Here is a 15,494-nt window from a genome sequence, read left to right on the forward strand (position 1 = left end):
GTCAGCCTCCAGCGATAACCTGAAAAAGCAGGATTTGGTCGCCTTCCTGCAAAAGATGATCTTCCCACCGTTCGCGCGGCAGGATGTGTTGATTGAGCGCCAGCGCGACGCCCGGTAACTGCTGTTCCAGTTGAGCGAGCAGGGCGGCGACGGAGGTCGCTTCGGCACACTGCAACGGTTCATCGTTAAACCACACCTGCATGCTGCCCTCCACAGACCGGACAGCCCAGAGATCGCTGTAATGTCAGCGTACGCCAGCTGCTGGTGCGCGCATCAAACAGGCGCAGCGCGTTACGCGGCGCCGCCATGCCGCTGAGCAGCTTGATGGCCTCCAGCGCCTGTAGGGTTCCCATCATGCCGACGACCGGGCCAATGATGCCCGCCGTGCGGCAGTTGCGTTCGGGTTCGTTAGCATCCGGCCACAGGCAGCGATAACAGCCCTGCTCCCACGGCGGCGTCAGTACCATCAGCTGGCCTCCGAGTCCGACAGCGCTGGCAGTAATCAACGGCGTTTTAAGCGCGACGCAGGCGGCGTTGATCGCCTGTCGGGTCGCCATGTTATCGGTGCAATCCAGTACCACATCGGCCTTCGCCACTTCCTCCTGCAGGGCCTTTCCGCCTAACCGCTGCTTCAGCGCAATCAGTTCAATCTGCGGATTTAGCCGAGCCAGCCGGGCCCTGGCGGCCGTGGTTTTAGGCTGAGCGATATCATCGCTGGTGAACAAAATTTGTCGCTGCAGGTTGCTGACGTGAACGTCGTCGTCATCGGCCAGCGCCAGCGTGCCGACGCCGGCTCCGGCAAGATAGAGCGCGGCGGGGGAACCCAGCCCGCCGAGACCCACGATCAACACCCGGCTGGCCAGCAGCTTTTGCTGGCCTTCAATGGCGATATCCTCCAGCAGCAGCTGGCGGCTATAGCGCATAAAATCGCTGTCATTCATCACCGGCTCCCGCTATCTCAAGCAACCGTGCCGTTGCCTGCCGCCAGTCGGTCGCCTGGGTGATGGCGCTGACTACCGCAATGCTGCCGACGCCGGTGGCCAGTACTGCCGGAGCGCGCTCAAGGCTGATGCCGCCAATCGCCACGGTTGGATAATCCTCCAGTCGCTGAATATGCTGCGCCAGCTGATCCAGCCCCTGAGGGGAGGAAGGCATCTGCTTGGTTTGTGTCGGAAAAACGTGACCAAGCGCGATGTAAGAGGGACGCGCCGCCAGCGCGATATCCATTTCCATATCGTCATGGGTGGAAACGCCAAGGCGCAGTCCGGCGTTGCGGATGGCGCTGAGGTCGGTGGTTTCCAGATCCTCCTGGCCTAAATGCACGCCATAAGCCTGATGTTTAATGGCCAGGCGCCAGTAATCGTTAATAAACAGCCGCGCATGGTATTTGCGTCCCAGCGTGATAGCGGCAACGACATCGTCTTCGACATCACTATCGCGCTTATCCTTGATGCGCAGCTGGAGAGTGCGAACGCCCGCAGCCAGTAAGCGTTCGATCCACGCGACGCTATCGACGACCGGATAGAGGCCTAAACGGAATGGGACGGATGGAAAATCGGGTTGATACATCAGGCTTCCTCCTTACGTAGATAGATTTCACTGCCGCGGGCGCGGAAGTTTTCCGACATATCGGCCATCCCCACTTCGATGGTCTGCGCGGCGGCGTAGTCGCGAACTTCCTGGCTTATCTTCATTGAGCAAAATTTGGGGCCGCACATGGAGCAGAAGTGGGCCACTTTGCCTGACTCCTGCGGCAGGGTTTCGTCGTGGTAAGCGCGCGCGGTGAACGGGTCGAGCGCCAGATTAAACTGGTCTTCCCAGCGGAACTCGAAGCGCGCTTTCGACATGGCGTTATCGCGGATTTGCGCGCCGGGATGGCCTTTAGCGAGGTCTGCGGCGTGGGCGGCTATTTTGTAGGTAATCAGGCCCTGCTTAACGTCCTCTTTATTCGGCAGGCCGAGATGCTCTTTCGGCGTCACGTAGCAGAGCATCGCGCAGCCGAACCAGCCGATCATGGCTGCGCCAATCCCGGAGGTGAAATGATCATAACCAGGCGCAATATCGGTGGTTAGCGGCCCTAAGGTATAGAAAGGCGCTTCGTGACAGTGCTCCAGCTCTTCAGTCATATTGCGCTGAATCATCTGCATCGGCACATGGCCCGGGCCTTCGATCATCACCTGTACGTCATACTCCCACGCAATTTGGGTTAGCTCTCCCAGCGTGTGCAGCTCGGCAAACTGCGCTTCGTCGTTGGCATCCTGAATCGAGCCCGGGCGCAGGCCATCGCCCAGCGACAGCGAAACGTCATAGGCGGCGCAGATTTCGCAGATTTCACGAAAATGTTGGTAGAGAAAGTTCTCTTTGTGATGGGATAAGCACCATTTCGCCATGATTGAGCCGCCGCGGGAGACGATGCCGGTCAGGCGTCTGGCGGTCATCGGCACGTAGCGCAGCAGCACGCCCGCATGGATAGTGAAGTAGTCCACCCCTTGTTCCGCCTGTTCGAGCAGCGTGTCGCGGAAGGCTTCCCAGGTAAGATCTTCGGCGATCCCGTTTACCTTTTCTAACGCCTGGTAGATCGGCACGGTACCGATCGGTACCGGACTATTGCGCAGGATCCACTCGCGGGTCTCATGAATATAGCGGCCGGTGGAAAGGTCCATAACCGTATCCGCTCCCCAGCGCGTCGCCCACACCAGCTTCTCGACCTCTTCTTCTATCGACGAGGTGACCGCTGAGTTACCAATATTGGCGTTAACCTTCACGAGGAAGTTGCGGCCGATGATCATCGGCTCGGATTCCGGATGATTTATATTGGCCGGGATAATCGCGCGCCCGGCGGCAACTTCAGCGCGCACAAATTCCGGGGTGATATTCTCCGGCAGCCGCGCGCCAAACCCGACGCCCGGATGCTGCTGGCGCAGCACTTCACCACGAATGCGTTCGCGACCCATATTTTCGCGAATGGCGATGAATTCCATCTCAGGAGTGACAATCCCCTGACGGGCATAGTGCAGCTGCGTCACGCATTTCCCGACGATGGCGCGCCTGGGCGTAAGCAGACCGGAAAAGCGCAGCGCGTTAAGACCATCATCCGCCAGCCGCTCTCTGGTATAGGCTGAACTGCGATCGCTAAGCGTTTCGCAGTCGCGACGCGCATCAATCCACGGCTGACGCAGTTTCGCCAGACCCTGCTGAACGTTGATCGCGATGTGCGGATCGCCATAGGGGCCGGACGTATCGTAGACCGGGATGGCTTCGTTTGCTTCATACTGAGGATGGTCTTTGCTGCCGCCGATAAGCGTCGGGCTCAGCTGAATTTCGCGCATCGGCACGCGAATATCTTCCTGCGAACCGCGGATATAGATGCGCTGCGAATTGGGAAATGCGGTGCCTTCCAGGGTGTCGATAAAGCGCTGGGCGTGTTCGCGTTGCTCTCGACGCGTAAGTGATGTTGTAGACATAGCTCATTCCAGTTAAACAGGATATGGCTTGCCAGACGACGGATGGAGTAACAGATGCGATCGGCCATGAAGAGGCAGATGCTAAACGCAGTTTACTCTTGTTCCCTTCGCAGGTATTAGCCTGATCAGGTTCCGCGGATCCCGAATTAACGGTCTCAGCCTTTTCCAGTGGGGAAAATGGGCACTCCGACAAGATGACATCCCCTCTCAGCGAGGGGGAATGTATGTAAACTACGCGTTAATGGCTCACAACTCAAGCGGTCGGCGCGATATTGTCGCTAACGTTGTCTTTTCGACTGTGGGCTACGGCGAGGGCAATCAGCGAATCTTCCAGCGCAAAACGGGCTTCCAGCGCTTCACCGATGTCCGATAGCGCCTGCTGGAACTCAAGATAGTTATCGTGATCGATAGCGTTTTCGAGGCAGGAATCGTAATAATCCATGATCTGCTGGGTATTAGCCTGCAGCTGTGGATAAATCTTAGTGGCGGCTAAAAGTGGCGTATCGCCTTCCAATTCGCCGATAAAGCGTTCATAAATATTAAAATGGCCGGAGGAGAGGTAGTCCACCAGGCTTTGGCAAAAATCATCCAGCGCTTTCTCATTAAGCCGCATAAATGATTCTTTGCCAGGCTTCAGGCCAACCAGGTTGTAGTAAGCCACAAGCAAATGCTTACGTACTTGTAGCCAGCGATCGACCAGTTTATTGCTGCCTCCAACACGTTCCGTCAGGTTTTCCAGCTGGTTTAACATGGTTGACTCCGCAAGGTTTTAAGAGAAATACGTTGCTCACCAAAATGTAAATTTAATGTTAAAAGTGCCAGTAAAATGAAGGTAGTGCAATAGATATGGATCGTATTATTGAAAAATTAGATCGCGGCTGGTGGATTGTCAGCCACGAACAGAAATTATGGTTACCCGATGGGGAATTACCATATGGCGAAGCGGTAAATTTTAATCTTGCCGGGCAAACCGCGCTGCGAATAGGCGAATGGCAGGGCGAACCGGTGTGGCTGGTGCGCCAGGATCGTCGCCATGAGATGGGATCGCTGCGTCAGGTGCTCGATCAGGATGCTGGCCTTTTTCAACTGGCGGGACGCGGGATCCAGCTGGCGGAGTTCTACCGCTCGCATAAATTCTGCGGCTACTGCGGCCATCCCATGCACCCCAGCAAAACCGAGTGGGCAATGCTATGCAGCCACTGCCGCGAACGCTACTACCCGCAAATCGCCCCGTGCATTATCGTCGCCATCCGTCGGGATGATTCTATCCTGCTGGCGCAGCATACTCGCCATCGCAACGGCGTGCATACGGTGCTGGCCGGATTTGTCGAAGTTGGCGAAACCCTGGAGCAGACCGTTGCCCGCGAAGTGATGGAGGAGAGCGGCATCAAGGTGAAAAACCTGCGTTATGTAACCTCCCAGCCCTGGCCGTTCCCACAATCGCTGATGACCGCGTTTATGGCCGAGTACGATAGCGGCGAGATTGTCATCGACAAGAAAGAGCTGCTGGAGGCGGGATGGTATCGCTATGACAATCTGCCGCTTTTGCCGCCGCCGGGCACCGTGGCGCGCCGTCTGATTGAAGATACCGTGGCGATGTGTCGGGCAGAGTATGAGTGACATGTTACATACACTTTATCCTTCAAACTGCCTCTTTGTTGGCTGCTTTCACTTGCCCCAGTCACTTACTTGAGTAAGCTCCTGGGGTTCATTCAATTGCCGCCTTGGTCCACTTTGAAGGATTTTGTGTATAAACTTGGCGCATCAACGCTAAAGGAATGTAAAAATGACCGAACTGAAGAACGATCGTTACCTGCGCGCGCTGCTACGCCAGCCGGTTGATGTCACCCCGGTGTGGATGATGCGTCAGGCGGGCCGCTATTTACCGGAATATAAAGCCACCCGCGCCGAAGCGGGCGATTTTATGTCGCTGTGTAAAAACGCAGAGCTGGCCTGTGAAGTGACGCTGCAGCCGCTGCGCCGCTATAAGCTGGATGCGGCTATACTCTTCTCGGACATTCTCACCATCCCGGATGCGATGGGGCTGGGGCTCTATTTTGAAGCCGGGGAGGGCCCGCGCTTTACCTCGCCCATTACCTGCAAAGCCGATGTCGATAAATTGCCCGTTCCTGACCCGGAAGGTGAGCTTGGCTACGTGATGAATGCCGTGCGCACGATTCGCCGTGAGCTGAAGGGAGAAGTGCCGCTGATCGGCTTTTCCGGCAGCCCGTGGACGCTGGCAACCTATATGGTGGAAGGCGGCAGCAGCAAAGCGTTTACGGTAATTAAAAAGATGATGTACGCCGAGCCGCAGGCCCTGCATGCGCTGCTCGATAAGCTGGCGAAAAGCGTCACGCTGTATCTGAATGCGCAAATCAAAGCGGGCGCGCAGTCGGTGATGATTTTTGATACCTGGGGCGGAGTGCTGACCGGCCGCGACTACCAGCAGTTCTCGCTCTATTACATGCATAAAATCGTTGATGGGCTGCTGCGTGAAAACGATGGCCGTCGCGTGCCGGTGACGCTATTTACCAAAGGCGGCGGGCAGTGGCTGGAAGCGATGGCGGAAACAGGCTGCGATGCGCTGGGACTCGACTGGACCACCGATATCGCCGATGCGCGTCGTCGCGTCGGTCATAAAGTCGCCCTGCAGGGCAATATGGATCCCTCGATGCTGTATGCCCCTCCGGCGCGTATCGAAGAAGAGGTGGCGACTATTCTCGCCGGGTTTGGCCAGGGTGAAGGCCATGTCTTTAACCTCGGGCACGGAATTCATCAGGATGTTAACCCGGAACATGCGGGCGTATTTGTGGAGGCAGTGCACCGGTTGTCGGCGCAATACCACCGTTAAGGAGTGAATATGGATTTGTCATCGCTACGCACACAGCAGCTCAGCCTGGCGGCATCGGTTGAACGAGGCGATCGGTTGGAACAGGATCCGCCGACGCTGATCGGCGGAGCGGATGTCGGTTTTGAGCAAGAGGGAGAGATCACCCGGGCGGCGATGGTACTGCTAAGCTATCCGTCCCTGGAGCTGGTGGAGTATCAGGTCGCGCGCGTCGCGACCACGATGCCTTACATTCCCGGCTTCCTCTCCTTTCGCGAAACCCCCGCGCTGCTGGCGGCATGGGAGCTACTTTCGCAAAAGCCGAATCTGTTATTCGTTGATGGCCACGGTATTTCCCACCCGCGCCGCCTCGGCGTCGCCAGCCATTTTGGCCTGCTGGTGGATGTACCGACTATCGGCGTGGCGAAAAAACGGCTGTGCGGTAAGTTCGGGCCGTTGGGCGATGAACCCGGCGCGCTGGCGCCGTTGTTAGATAAAGGCGAACAGCTGGCGTGGGTCTTGCGCAGCAAAAAGCGCTGCAATCCGCTGTTTGTGAGTACCGGGCACCGCGTTGGCCTGGATAGCGCGCTGATGTGGGTGGAGCGCTGCCTGAAAGGCTATCGCCTGCCTGAGCCAACGCGCTGGGCCGATGCGGTGGCGTCCCGGCGTCCGGCGTTTGTGCGTTGGCAAGCAAATCGCGACTGATTCAGGTACACTGCGGCTAATTTCTGACTTCGAGATTTCATCATGTTACAAAACCCGATTCACCTGCGCCTGGAGAAGCTGGAAAGCTGGCAGCACGTGACTTTTATGGCCTGCCTGTGCGAGCGGATGTACCCCAACTACGCTATGTTCTGTCAGCAAACGGAATTTGCCGATGGCCAGCTTTATCGCCGTATCCTCGATCTGATCTGGGAAACGCTGACGGTAAAAGATGCGAAGGTGAATTTCGACAGCCAGTTGGAAAAGCTGGAAGAGGCGATTCCGGCCGCTGATGATTACGACCTGTACGGCGTCTATCCGGCCATCGATGCCTGCGTCGCATTGAGTGAACTGCTTCATTCGCGGCTAAGCGGCGAAACGCTCGAACACGCCATCGAAGTCAGCAAGAGTTCGATCACCACCGTTGCGATGCTGGAAATGACCCAGGCTGGTCGCGAAATGACCGACGAAGAGCTCAAAGAAAACCCGGCTGTCGAACAAGAATGGGATATTCAGTGGGAGATTTTTCGTCTTCTGGCCGACTGCGAAGAACGCGATATTGAACTGATCAAAGGGCTACGTGCAGACCTTCGCGAGGCCGGTGAGAGCAATATTGGTATAAATTTTCAGCAATGAGACCAGAAAACGTGATTTACCGCCTGAATTGTAGCGTCTGAAGGCTTCCATTCCGCCCCCCGTCTGGTCTACATTTGGGGGGCGAAAAAACGTGGCTATCGGTGCGTGTATGCAGGAGAGTGCTTTTCAGGCATTTCCGTCGCACTCGATGCTTAGCAAGCGATAAACACATTGTAAGGATAACTTATGAACAAGACTCAACTGATTGATGTAATTGCGGACAAAGCTGACCTGTCCAAAGCACAGGCGAAAGCTGCCCTGGAATCTACCCTGGCTGCAATTACCGAGTCTCTGAAAGAAGGTGATGCTGTTCAACTGGTTGGTTTCGGTACCTTCAAAGTGAACCACCGCGCTGAGCGTACTGGCCGCAACCCGCAGACCGGTAATGAAATCAAAATCGCCGCAGCAAACGTACCGGCATTTGTTTCAGGTAAAGCTCTGAAAGACGCAGTTAAGTAAGACCGCGTGGCAGTGTACAGTTTTATCGAAGGGGCTTGTCGGCCCCTTTTGTCTATCTGGCGCCGCACGCTGGCGCTGGCGGGCGTATTGCTGCTCACTGCCTGCAGCCATGATTCCTCTCTCCCGCCGTTTACCGCCAGCGGTTACGCGGAAAACCAGGGGGCGATGCGTATCTGGCGCAAAGATTCCGACGGCGAGGTCCATCTCCTTGCCGCCTTCAGTCCATGGCGTCATGGTAATACCTCGACCAGCGAGTATCGCTGGCAGGATGGTCAGCTCGCGCTGATCGAGCTCAACGTCTACGGCAAACCGCCGGAACATATTCGCGCCCGGTTTGATGCGCAAGGCGAACTCAGCTTTATGCAGCGTGAAATCGATGGGCAGAAGCAGCAGCTTTCCAGCGATCAGGTTGCGCTATATCGCTATCGGGCAGAGCAAATACGCCAGACCAGCGATGCACTGCGTCAGGGACGCGTCATGCTGCGCCAGGGGCGGTGGCATGCTGACAGGACGGTAACCACCTGCGAAGGTCAGACCGTGAAGCCTGACCTCGATACGCTGGCGTTGGCGCATATTGAGCGTCGTCAGAACCACTCATCCGTCGAGGTGAGCGTGGCGTGGCTGGAAGCGCCGGAAGGCTCTCAGCTGCTGCTGGTGGCAAACGAAGACTTCTGTACCTGGCAGCCGACCGAAAAAAGCTTCTGAACCTTACCAGTGGTTCATCCCCATATGACCGCGGCCTCCGCCGCAGCCTCCACGTCCCATCCTCTCGCCGCGAGGAATACCCGCCTGCGCTAATGCGAGATCGAACTTCACCCGCTGCTGGGCAAGCTTCTGACCGAGAGCGTCCATCTCCTGGGCGACGGATTCGATTTTCGCGCTGTCAGGTTTATCGGTGGTTAACAGCGCGTTGTATTCATAGCGTTTTGAAATGAGCTGCTGACGTAAAACGCGGGTTTGCTCATAGAAATCATTATGCAGCTTCTGGGCAGTGGCCTGCTGGTCGGTCGTCAGTTGACTATAGCCCTGGGGGCCCATACCGGTACCGTTATACCAGTGGTGCCTTGCCCAGGCTGAGCTACTGCCGAAAGTCAGCGCGGCGAGGGCAATCAGCGTCAGCGTCATTTTTTTGTTCCGTTTCATAGTTTATTCTCCTGCCTTATGGTTACTCAGTGATTTGCATCTTCCGTGCCAGAGTGGAAAGGCCGCAGGATATCGGGCGTTGAATGCTTTTCAGCGGACGAGAGCGAGTAAAAATGACTCGCGGTAAAGGGGGCAGCGGGTCATTTTTACTCGATCGCCTTCCCGGTTTGCGTTCAGGGAGAGGTTAGAGGCGGCGGAATAGTGGCATGATTTCTGCTGGGCTATGCGGTGTCTGAGGAAAGGGAGTTGTCATGAACGTGATGCGGTTGTCTAAGGATTCCATCGCCGTTGGGCTGAGCTGGTTGTTAACCGGCCTTATCTTGCTGCTGGTGTGCCTGTTTTCTGCGTTAATCGTGCGTGACTATGGCCGTGAAAATGAAGCCGCACGCCAGACTATCCAGGAAAAAGGCAGCGTGCTGATTCGCGCTCTTGAGTCCGGAACCCGGGTCGGAATGGGAATGCGTATGCATCATTCCCAGCTACAGGCGCTACTGGAGGAGATGGCCTGGCAGCCCGGCGTGCTGTGGTTCGCGGTGACAGATGAGAACGGTAAAATTATCGCCCATAGCGACCCGCGGCGGGTCGGTGAGTCGCTCTACCCCGCCAGCACCCTGCGAGAGCTGAATATCGGTAGCGAGGAGCGCTGGCGCCGACTCGAACAACCGGAGCCGGCGCTGGAGATTTATCGCCAGTTTCGCCCGCTTAACGGCGGTGGGCATCATATGCGCATGATGATGCGTCGCGAATCTGCCGATCTCCGTAATCAGGCGCCCCAGGTCATTTTTATTGCCTTTGATACCCGCGAGCTGGATGCCGACCATGCTCGTGGCCTGCGCAATATGGTCATCATGCTCTGCGCGGCAGGCGTAGTCATGACGGCAACGGTGCTGGCGCAGTTCTGGTTCCGCCGCTATCAGCGTTCGCGCAAGCAGCTGCAGGAAGCGACGGCGCGAAAAGAAAAGCTGCTGGCGCTCGGTCATCTGGCCGCGGGCGTCGCCCATGAAATCCGCAACCCGCTATCATCCATAAAAGGGCTGGCCAGGTATTTCGCCGAGCGGACCCCAGCCGATGGCGAAGCGCATCAGTTGGCCCTGGTGATGGCCAGAGAAGCCGATCGCCTGAACAGGGTCGTCAGCGAGCTGCTGGAACTGGTGCGTCCGGCGCATTTAAAATATCAATCGGTTGATTTAAATGAAGTCATTACGCATTCGCTTCAACTGGTTAGCCAGGATGCCGCCAGCCGGGCGATATCTCTGAAGTTTATCGCGCAGCCCGCGCTATGCCGCATCCAGGCCGATCCGGATCGTTTAAAACAGGTGCTGCTCAACCTTTATCTCAATGCTATCCATGCCATTGGCCGCGATGGCGTGATTACGGTGGCGGTGAGAGAGTGCGGCGATGGGCGAGTAAAGGTGAGCGTTGCGGACAGCGGCAAAGGGATGACGGCGGAACAGCTACAGGCCATTTTCACACCGTACTTCACTACCAAGGCCGACGGCACCGGGCTGGGGCTGGCGGTGGTGCAGAACATCGTTGAGCAGCACGGCGGAACAATTGACGCCGAGAGCACTCCCGGCAAGGGCGCGCTATTTACGCTCTATTTGCCGGTTAATGGGCAACAGAAGGATGAACAAGGATGAGTGGCGAGCAGGTCGATATTCTGGTGGTGGACGATGACATCAGCCACTGCACTATCTTACAGGCGTTGTTGCGGGGCTGGGGTTATCGGGTTGCGCTGGCTTACAACGGCATACAGGCGCTGGAACAGGTGCGCGAGCAGGTGTTTGATCTGGTGCTATGCGACATCCGCATGGCGGAGATGGATGGCATCGAAACGCTGAAAGAGATCAAAACCTTGAATCCGTCGATTCCCGTTCTGATTATGACAGCGTACTCCAGCGTCGACACCGCTGTGGAAGCGCTGAAATCCGGTGCGCTGGACTACCTGATTAAGCCGCTGGACTTTGACAAGCTGCAGCTGACGCTATCCGAGGCGTTGGCTCACACCCGGCAGAGCGAGTCTCCCGTTGCCGGGACCCCGGCCGCCCAGTTTGGCATGGTGGGGGATAGCCCGGCGATGCGGGCGCTGCTGAACAATATCGCCCTGGTTGCGCCCTCCGATGCGACGGTATTAATTCACGGCGAGTCGGGCACAGGGAAAGAGCTGGTCGCGCGGGCGCTGCACGCCAGCAGCGCTCGCAGCCGCCGGCCGCTGGTGATCCTCAACTGTGCCGCGCTCAACGAGTCGTTGCTGGAGTCGGAGCTGTTTGGCCATGAGAAGGGCGCCTTTACCGGCGCGGACAAACGGCGAGAGGGGCGCTTCGTTGAAGCGGACGGCGGTACGCTTTTCCTCGATGAAATTGGCGATATTTCGCCGTTGATGCAGGTGCGTCTGCTGCGGGCGATTCAGGAGCGTGAAGTGCAGCGGGTGGGCAGCAATCAGACCCTTTCGGTCGATGTACGGCTAATTGCCGCCACCCACCGGGATTTAGCCGAAGAGGTCAGCGCCGGGCGTTTTCGCCAGGATCTCTACTACCGCCTGAACGTCGTGACTATCGATATGCCGCCGCTGCGTCATCGCAGGGAGGATATCCCCCAACTGGCGCGCTATTTCCTGCAACGGTATGCCGAGCGTAACCGTAAAGCAGTACAGGGATTTACGCCACAGGCGATGGACTTGCTGATCCACTACGCCTGGCCGGGTAATATTCGCGAGCTGGAAAATGCGGTGGAGCGGGCGGTGGTCCTGCTGACCGGAGAGTACATCTCCGAACGCGAGCTGCCGCTGGCAATTGCCGGTACGCCAGTTGCGGACGTGTTGCACGGTGATGATGTTATTCAGCCGCTGGTGGAGGTAGAGAAAGAAGCGATCCTCGCGGCGCTCGAAAAAACGGGCGGCAACAAAACTGAAGCCGCCCGTCAGTTGGGCATTACGCGCAAAACGCTGCTGGCAAAGCTCAGCCGTTAGCGGTTTTGCTCACGTTCGATAGCGCGCCAGCCGATGTCGTTACGGCTAAAGCTGCCGTCCCAGCTGATATCGCTCATCAGGGCGTAAGCGCGCTTTTGCGCTTCAGCAACGGTGCGACCCAGTGCGGTGGCGCAGAGTACCCGGCCGCCGCTGGTCAGCACGCGATCGTCATTAGCGAGTCTGGTGCCGGCGTGGAAGACCTTGCCGTCTGCCGTTTCTTCCAGCGGCAGGCCGTGGATCTCATCGCCGGTGCTGTAGTTGCCCGGATAACCACCGGCGGCGATCACGACGCCCAGCGAGGCGCGCTCGTCCCACTCGGAGGTTTTCTCATTCAGCTTACCGTCGCAGGCGGCGAGGCACAGATCCACCAGATCCGATTTCATGCGTAGCATGATCGGCTGGGTTTCCGGATCGCCAAAGCGGCAGTTGAACTCGATTACCTTCGGGTTGCCCTGTTTGTCGATCATCAGGCCCGCATAGAGGAAACCGGTGTAGGTATTACCCTCCGCTGCCATACCTTTTACGGTTGGCCAGATAATGCGTTCCATGGTGCGCTGGTGAACCTCATCGGTTACCACCGGTGCCGGAGAGTAAGCGCCCATACCGCCCGTGTTCGGGCCGGTATCGCCATTGCCCACGCGTTTATGATCCTGGCTGGTGGCCATCGGCAGGACGTGCTCGCCGTCGACCATCACGATAAAGCTCGCCTCTTCGCCGTCGAGGAACTCTTCAATGACGATGCGGTGCCCGGCGTCGCCAAAGGCGTTACCTGCCAGCATGTCTTGAACGGCGGCTTCCGCTTCTTCCAGCGTCATGGCGACAATCACGCCCTTGCCGGCGGCCAGGCCGTCGGCCTTGATAACGATGGGCGCGCCTTTCTCACGCAGGTATGCCAGCGCGGGCTCGACTTCGGTGAAGTTCTGGTATTCCGCTGTCGGAATGTTATGGCGGGCAAGAAAATCTTTGGTGAAGGCTTTAGAGCCTTCCAGCTGCGCCGCGCCTTCCGTTGGGCCGAAGATTTTCAGCCCCGCGGCGCGGAACGCATCCACAACGCCAATCACCAGTGGCGCTTCCGGGCCAACGATGGTCAGATCAATTTTCTCGCTTTGAGCAAAGCTCAGCAGCGCCGGAATATCGGTGACGCCGATAGCCACATTCTGCAACGCTGGTTCCAGGGCGGTGCCCGCGTTACCCGGGGCGACAAAAACGGTATCGACTTTTGGCGACTGCGCCGCTTTCCAGGCCAGGGCGTGCTCGCGGCCGCCGTTGCCAATAACTAATACTTTCATCGTCTGCTCCGTGAATTAATGGCGGAAGTGGCGCATATCGGTGAAGATCATCGCGATGCCGTGCTCATCGGCGGCGGCAATCACCTCTTCGTCGCGAATAGAACCGCCGGGCTGAATGACGCAGCTCACGCCAACGGCAGCGGCGGCATCAATACCGTCGCGGAACGGGAAGAAGGCGTCGGAGGCCATTGCCGAACCTTTCACCTCCAGTCCCTCATCGCCTGCTTTAATCCCGGCGATTTTTGCAGAGTAAACGCGGCTCATCTGACCTGCGCCTATTCCGATGGTCATGTTCTCTTTGGCATAAACAATGGCGTTAGATTTAACGAATTTCGCAACGATCCAGCAGAACAGCGCATCGCGCAGCTCCTGCTCGGTCGGCTGGCGTTTGGTAACCACGCGCAGTTCGCCTTCTGTGACCATACCCAGATCGCGGTCCTGAACCAGCAGGCCGCCATTAACGCGTTTGAAGTCCAGACCCGGCACGCGCTGCGTCCACTGACCGCAGGTCAGAACGCGGACGTTCTGTTTCGCAGCAGTGATCTTCAGGGCCTCTTCCGTCGCAGACGGTGCGATGATCACTTCAACGAACTGGCGGGAGATGATGGCCTGCGCGGTTTCGGCATCCAGTTCGCGGTTAAACGCGATAATGCCGCCGAAGGCTGAGGTCGGGTCAGTTTTGTATGCGCGGTCGTAGGCATCCAGAATAGAGGTGCTTACCGCTACGCCACATGGGTTGGCGTGCTTCACAATAACGCAGGCCGGCTCACTGAATTCTTTGACGCATTCCAGCGCGGCATCGGTGTCGGCAATGTTGTTATAGGAGAGGGCTTTACCCTGAACCTGCTGTGCCGTGGCGACAGAGGCTTCTTTGATTTCTTCTTCTATATAGAAGGCAGCCTGCTGGTGGCTGTTTTCACCGTAACGCATATCCTGCTTCTTAATGAAGTTCAGGTTCAGGGTGCGCGGGAAGCGGCCAGCGGCTTCTTTGCTCTCGCCGTGATAGGCCGGAACCATGCTGCCGAAGTAGTTGGCAATCATGCTGTCGTAGGCGGCGGTGTGTTCGAATGCTTTAATGGCGAGGTCGAAGCGGGTGTCGAGGGTCAGGGAGCCTTCGTTCGCATCCATCTCTTTAATAATGGCATCGTAGTCGCTGCTCTTCACCACGATGGCGACGTCTTTATGGTTCTTCGCCGCCGAGCGAACCATGGTTGGGCCGCCGATATCAATGTTTTCTACCGCATCTTCCAGCGAGCAACCCTCGCGGGCAACGGTTTGAGCAAACGGATACAGGTTAACAACCACCATATCAATAGGCGCGATACCGTGTTGTTCCATAATGCCGTCATCCTGGCCGCGGCGGCCGAGAATGCCGCCGTGAACTTTCGGATGCAGAGTCTTCACGCGTCCGTCCATCATTTCCGGGAAACCGGTGTAGTCAGAGACTTCGGTAACCGGCAGACCTTTCTCAGCCAGCAGGCGTGCGGTACCACCCGTAGACAGTAGCTCGACACCACGAGCGGAAAGCGCCTGCGCGAATTCGACGATACCGGCCTTGTCAGAAACACTGAGCAGGGCGCGGCGGACTGGACGACGTTGTTGCATGGTATTAAATCCCCAGGATTTGAATATTACAGAGAGCGTTAGGTGAGTTTTTGCCTAAAAACTCACCTAACGCACCCAACCGGGCATCCTTGTTATAGCGCGGCATTGTAACGAAAACGTTTGCGCAACGCTCGCGAATTTTTATCTTTCTCTTTTTAGCCCTGAACGACGGCTTATATAGAGAGGTGGCGTGGCTTTTGTTTTGGGGTATCGCCCGTCATCTGTGGATAATTCTGTGCGTAACAGGGTATAAAGCGGGGTTTTGCTGGGGAATGCAGCAGTCAGTCATTTTTCTGCAATTTAACTATTGCGGATGCCCGGGAACTCCCTATAATGCGCCTCCATCGACACGGCAGATGTGAATCACTTCACACAAACAGCCGGTTGGTTGAAGAGAAAAA

At 57.2% G+C, this 15,494-nt stretch carries 16 protein-coding genes and 1 riboswitch; of the genes, 8 read left to right on the plus strand and 8 right to left on the minus strand.

The window, feature by feature from the left end; genetic code table 11:
* Position 1: 1 nt before the first annotated feature.
* The 5 genes from thiS to ABLV11_RS05370 all read right to left on the minus strand — a co-directional run bounded on the left by thiS (position 2) and on the right by ABLV11_RS05370 (position 4,215).
* Entirely contained in the window at positions 2-202 is a 201-nt protein-coding gene (gene thiS / locus ABLV11_RS05350; protein WP_004109709.1) for a sulfur carrier protein ThiS, read from the minus strand.
* The gene (locus tag ABLV11_RS05355; protein ID WP_004109706.1) at positions 186-941 is read right to left on the minus strand and encodes a HesA/MoeB/ThiF family protein; all 756 of its coding nucleotides are present in this window, start codon (positions 939-941) and stop codon (positions 186-188) included. Before ABLV11_RS05355 ends, thiS begins: the two co-directional genes overlap by 17 nt.
* Positions 934-1,569 carry a thiamine phosphate synthase gene (gene thiE, locus ABLV11_RS05360; RefSeq protein ID WP_004109703.1) on the minus strand — a complete coding sequence of 212 codons (636 nt, stop codon included), beginning with the start codon at positions 1,567-1,569 and terminating at the stop codon, positions 934-936. The genes ABLV11_RS05355 and thiE overlap by 8 nt, the downstream gene beginning before the upstream one ends.
* The gene (thiC, locus tag ABLV11_RS05365; protein WP_032729273.1) at positions 1,569-3,464 is read right to left on the minus strand and encodes a phosphomethylpyrimidine synthase ThiC; all 1,896 of its coding nucleotides are present in this window, start codon (positions 3,462-3,464) and stop codon (positions 1,569-1,571) included. The genes thiE and thiC overlap by 1 nt, the downstream gene beginning before the upstream one ends.
* Positions 3,465-3,549: 85 nt before the next feature.
* A riboswitch (TPP riboswitch) is annotated at positions 3,550-3,663 on the minus strand.
* Positions 3,664-3,717: 54 nt separating this feature from the next.
* Complete coding sequence (locus ABLV11_RS05370; protein WP_004109697.1) at positions 3,718-4,215, minus strand: Rsd/AlgQ family anti-sigma factor; 498 nt, start codon at positions 4,213-4,215, stop codon at positions 3,718-3,720.
* A gap of 95 nt (positions 4,216-4,310) precedes the next feature.
* Here ABLV11_RS05370 and nudC point away from each other — a divergent pair, with 95 nt between their 5' ends.
* The 6 genes from nudC to ABLV11_RS05400 all read left to right on the plus strand — a co-directional run bounded on the left by nudC (position 4,311) and on the right by ABLV11_RS05400 (position 8,793).
* Positions 4,311-5,084, plus strand: coding sequence for an NAD(+) diphosphatase (gene nudC / locus ABLV11_RS05375; protein WP_004117114.1), 774 nt, complete (start codon positions 4,311-4,313; stop codon positions 5,082-5,084).
* Positions 5,085-5,250: 166 nt separating this feature from the next.
* A complete protein-coding gene (hemE, locus tag ABLV11_RS05380) occupies positions 5,251-6,315 on the plus strand; it encodes a uroporphyrinogen decarboxylase (protein ID WP_004109692.1) in 1,065 nt (354 codons plus the stop codon).
* A 9-nt stretch (positions 6,316-6,324) separates the two neighbouring features.
* Entirely contained in the window at positions 6,325-6,996 is a 672-nt protein-coding gene (gene nfi / locus ABLV11_RS05385; protein ID WP_126489610.1) for a deoxyribonuclease V, read from the plus strand.
* Between the two features lie 42 nt (positions 6,997-7,038).
* Complete coding sequence (locus ABLV11_RS05390) at positions 7,039-7,629, plus strand: YjaG family protein (protein ID WP_004117118.1); 591 nt, start codon at positions 7,039-7,041, stop codon at positions 7,627-7,629.
* Between the two features lie 186 nt (positions 7,630-7,815).
* Positions 7,816-8,088, plus strand: coding sequence for a nucleoid-associated protein HU-alpha (hupA, locus tag ABLV11_RS05395; protein WP_004097675.1), 273 nt, complete (start codon positions 7,816-7,818; stop codon positions 8,086-8,088).
* 12 nt (positions 8,089-8,100) lie between these two features.
* The gene (locus ABLV11_RS05400) at positions 8,101-8,793 is read left to right on the plus strand and encodes a DUF1481 domain-containing protein (protein WP_004109689.1); all 693 of its coding nucleotides are present in this window, start codon (positions 8,101-8,103) and stop codon (positions 8,791-8,793) included.
* 3 nt (positions 8,794-8,796) lie between these two features.
* Here the strand turns inward: ABLV11_RS05400 and zraP are convergent, their stop codons facing one another.
* A complete protein-coding gene (gene zraP, locus ABLV11_RS05405; RefSeq protein ID WP_126489609.1) occupies positions 8,797-9,231 on the minus strand; it encodes a zinc resistance sensor/chaperone ZraP in 435 nt (144 codons plus the stop codon).
* 251 nt (positions 9,232-9,482) lie between these two features.
* Here zraP and zraS point away from each other — a divergent pair, with 251 nt between their 5' ends.
* Positions 9,483-10,871: a two-component system sensor histidine kinase ZraS gene (zraS, locus tag ABLV11_RS05410; protein WP_126489608.1), complete on the plus strand. Its 1,389-nt coding sequence runs from the start codon at positions 9,483-9,485 to the stop codon at positions 10,869-10,871.
* The gene (gene zraR / locus ABLV11_RS05415) at positions 10,868-12,199 is read left to right on the plus strand and encodes a sigma-54-dependent response regulator transcription factor ZraR (RefSeq protein ID WP_049095050.1); all 1,332 of its coding nucleotides are present in this window, start codon (positions 10,868-10,870) and stop codon (positions 12,197-12,199) included. The genes zraS and zraR overlap by 4 nt, the downstream gene beginning before the upstream one ends.
* Here the strand turns inward: zraR and purD are convergent.
* Together purD and purH are read right to left on the minus strand one after the other, a co-directional pair.
* Positions 12,196-13,488: a phosphoribosylamine--glycine ligase gene (gene purD / locus ABLV11_RS05420; RefSeq protein WP_016809147.1), complete on the minus strand. Its 1,293-nt coding sequence runs from the start codon at positions 13,486-13,488 to the stop codon at positions 12,196-12,198. The two genes, zraR and purD, sit on opposite strands and share 4 nt — an antisense overlap.
* Positions 13,489-13,503: 15 nt before the next feature.
* The gene (gene purH, locus ABLV11_RS05425) at positions 13,504-15,093 is read right to left on the minus strand and encodes a bifunctional phosphoribosylaminoimidazolecarboxamide formyltransferase/IMP cyclohydrolase (protein WP_049127489.1); all 1,590 of its coding nucleotides are present in this window, start codon (positions 15,091-15,093) and stop codon (positions 13,504-13,506) included.
* Positions 15,094-15,494: the final 401 nt, after the last annotated feature.

It is taken from the genome of Klebsiella sp. GW_Kp181 (assembly GCF_040062315.1).
Classification (GTDB): Bacteria; Pseudomonadota; Gammaproteobacteria; order Enterobacterales; family Enterobacteriaceae; genus Klebsiella; species Klebsiella oxytoca.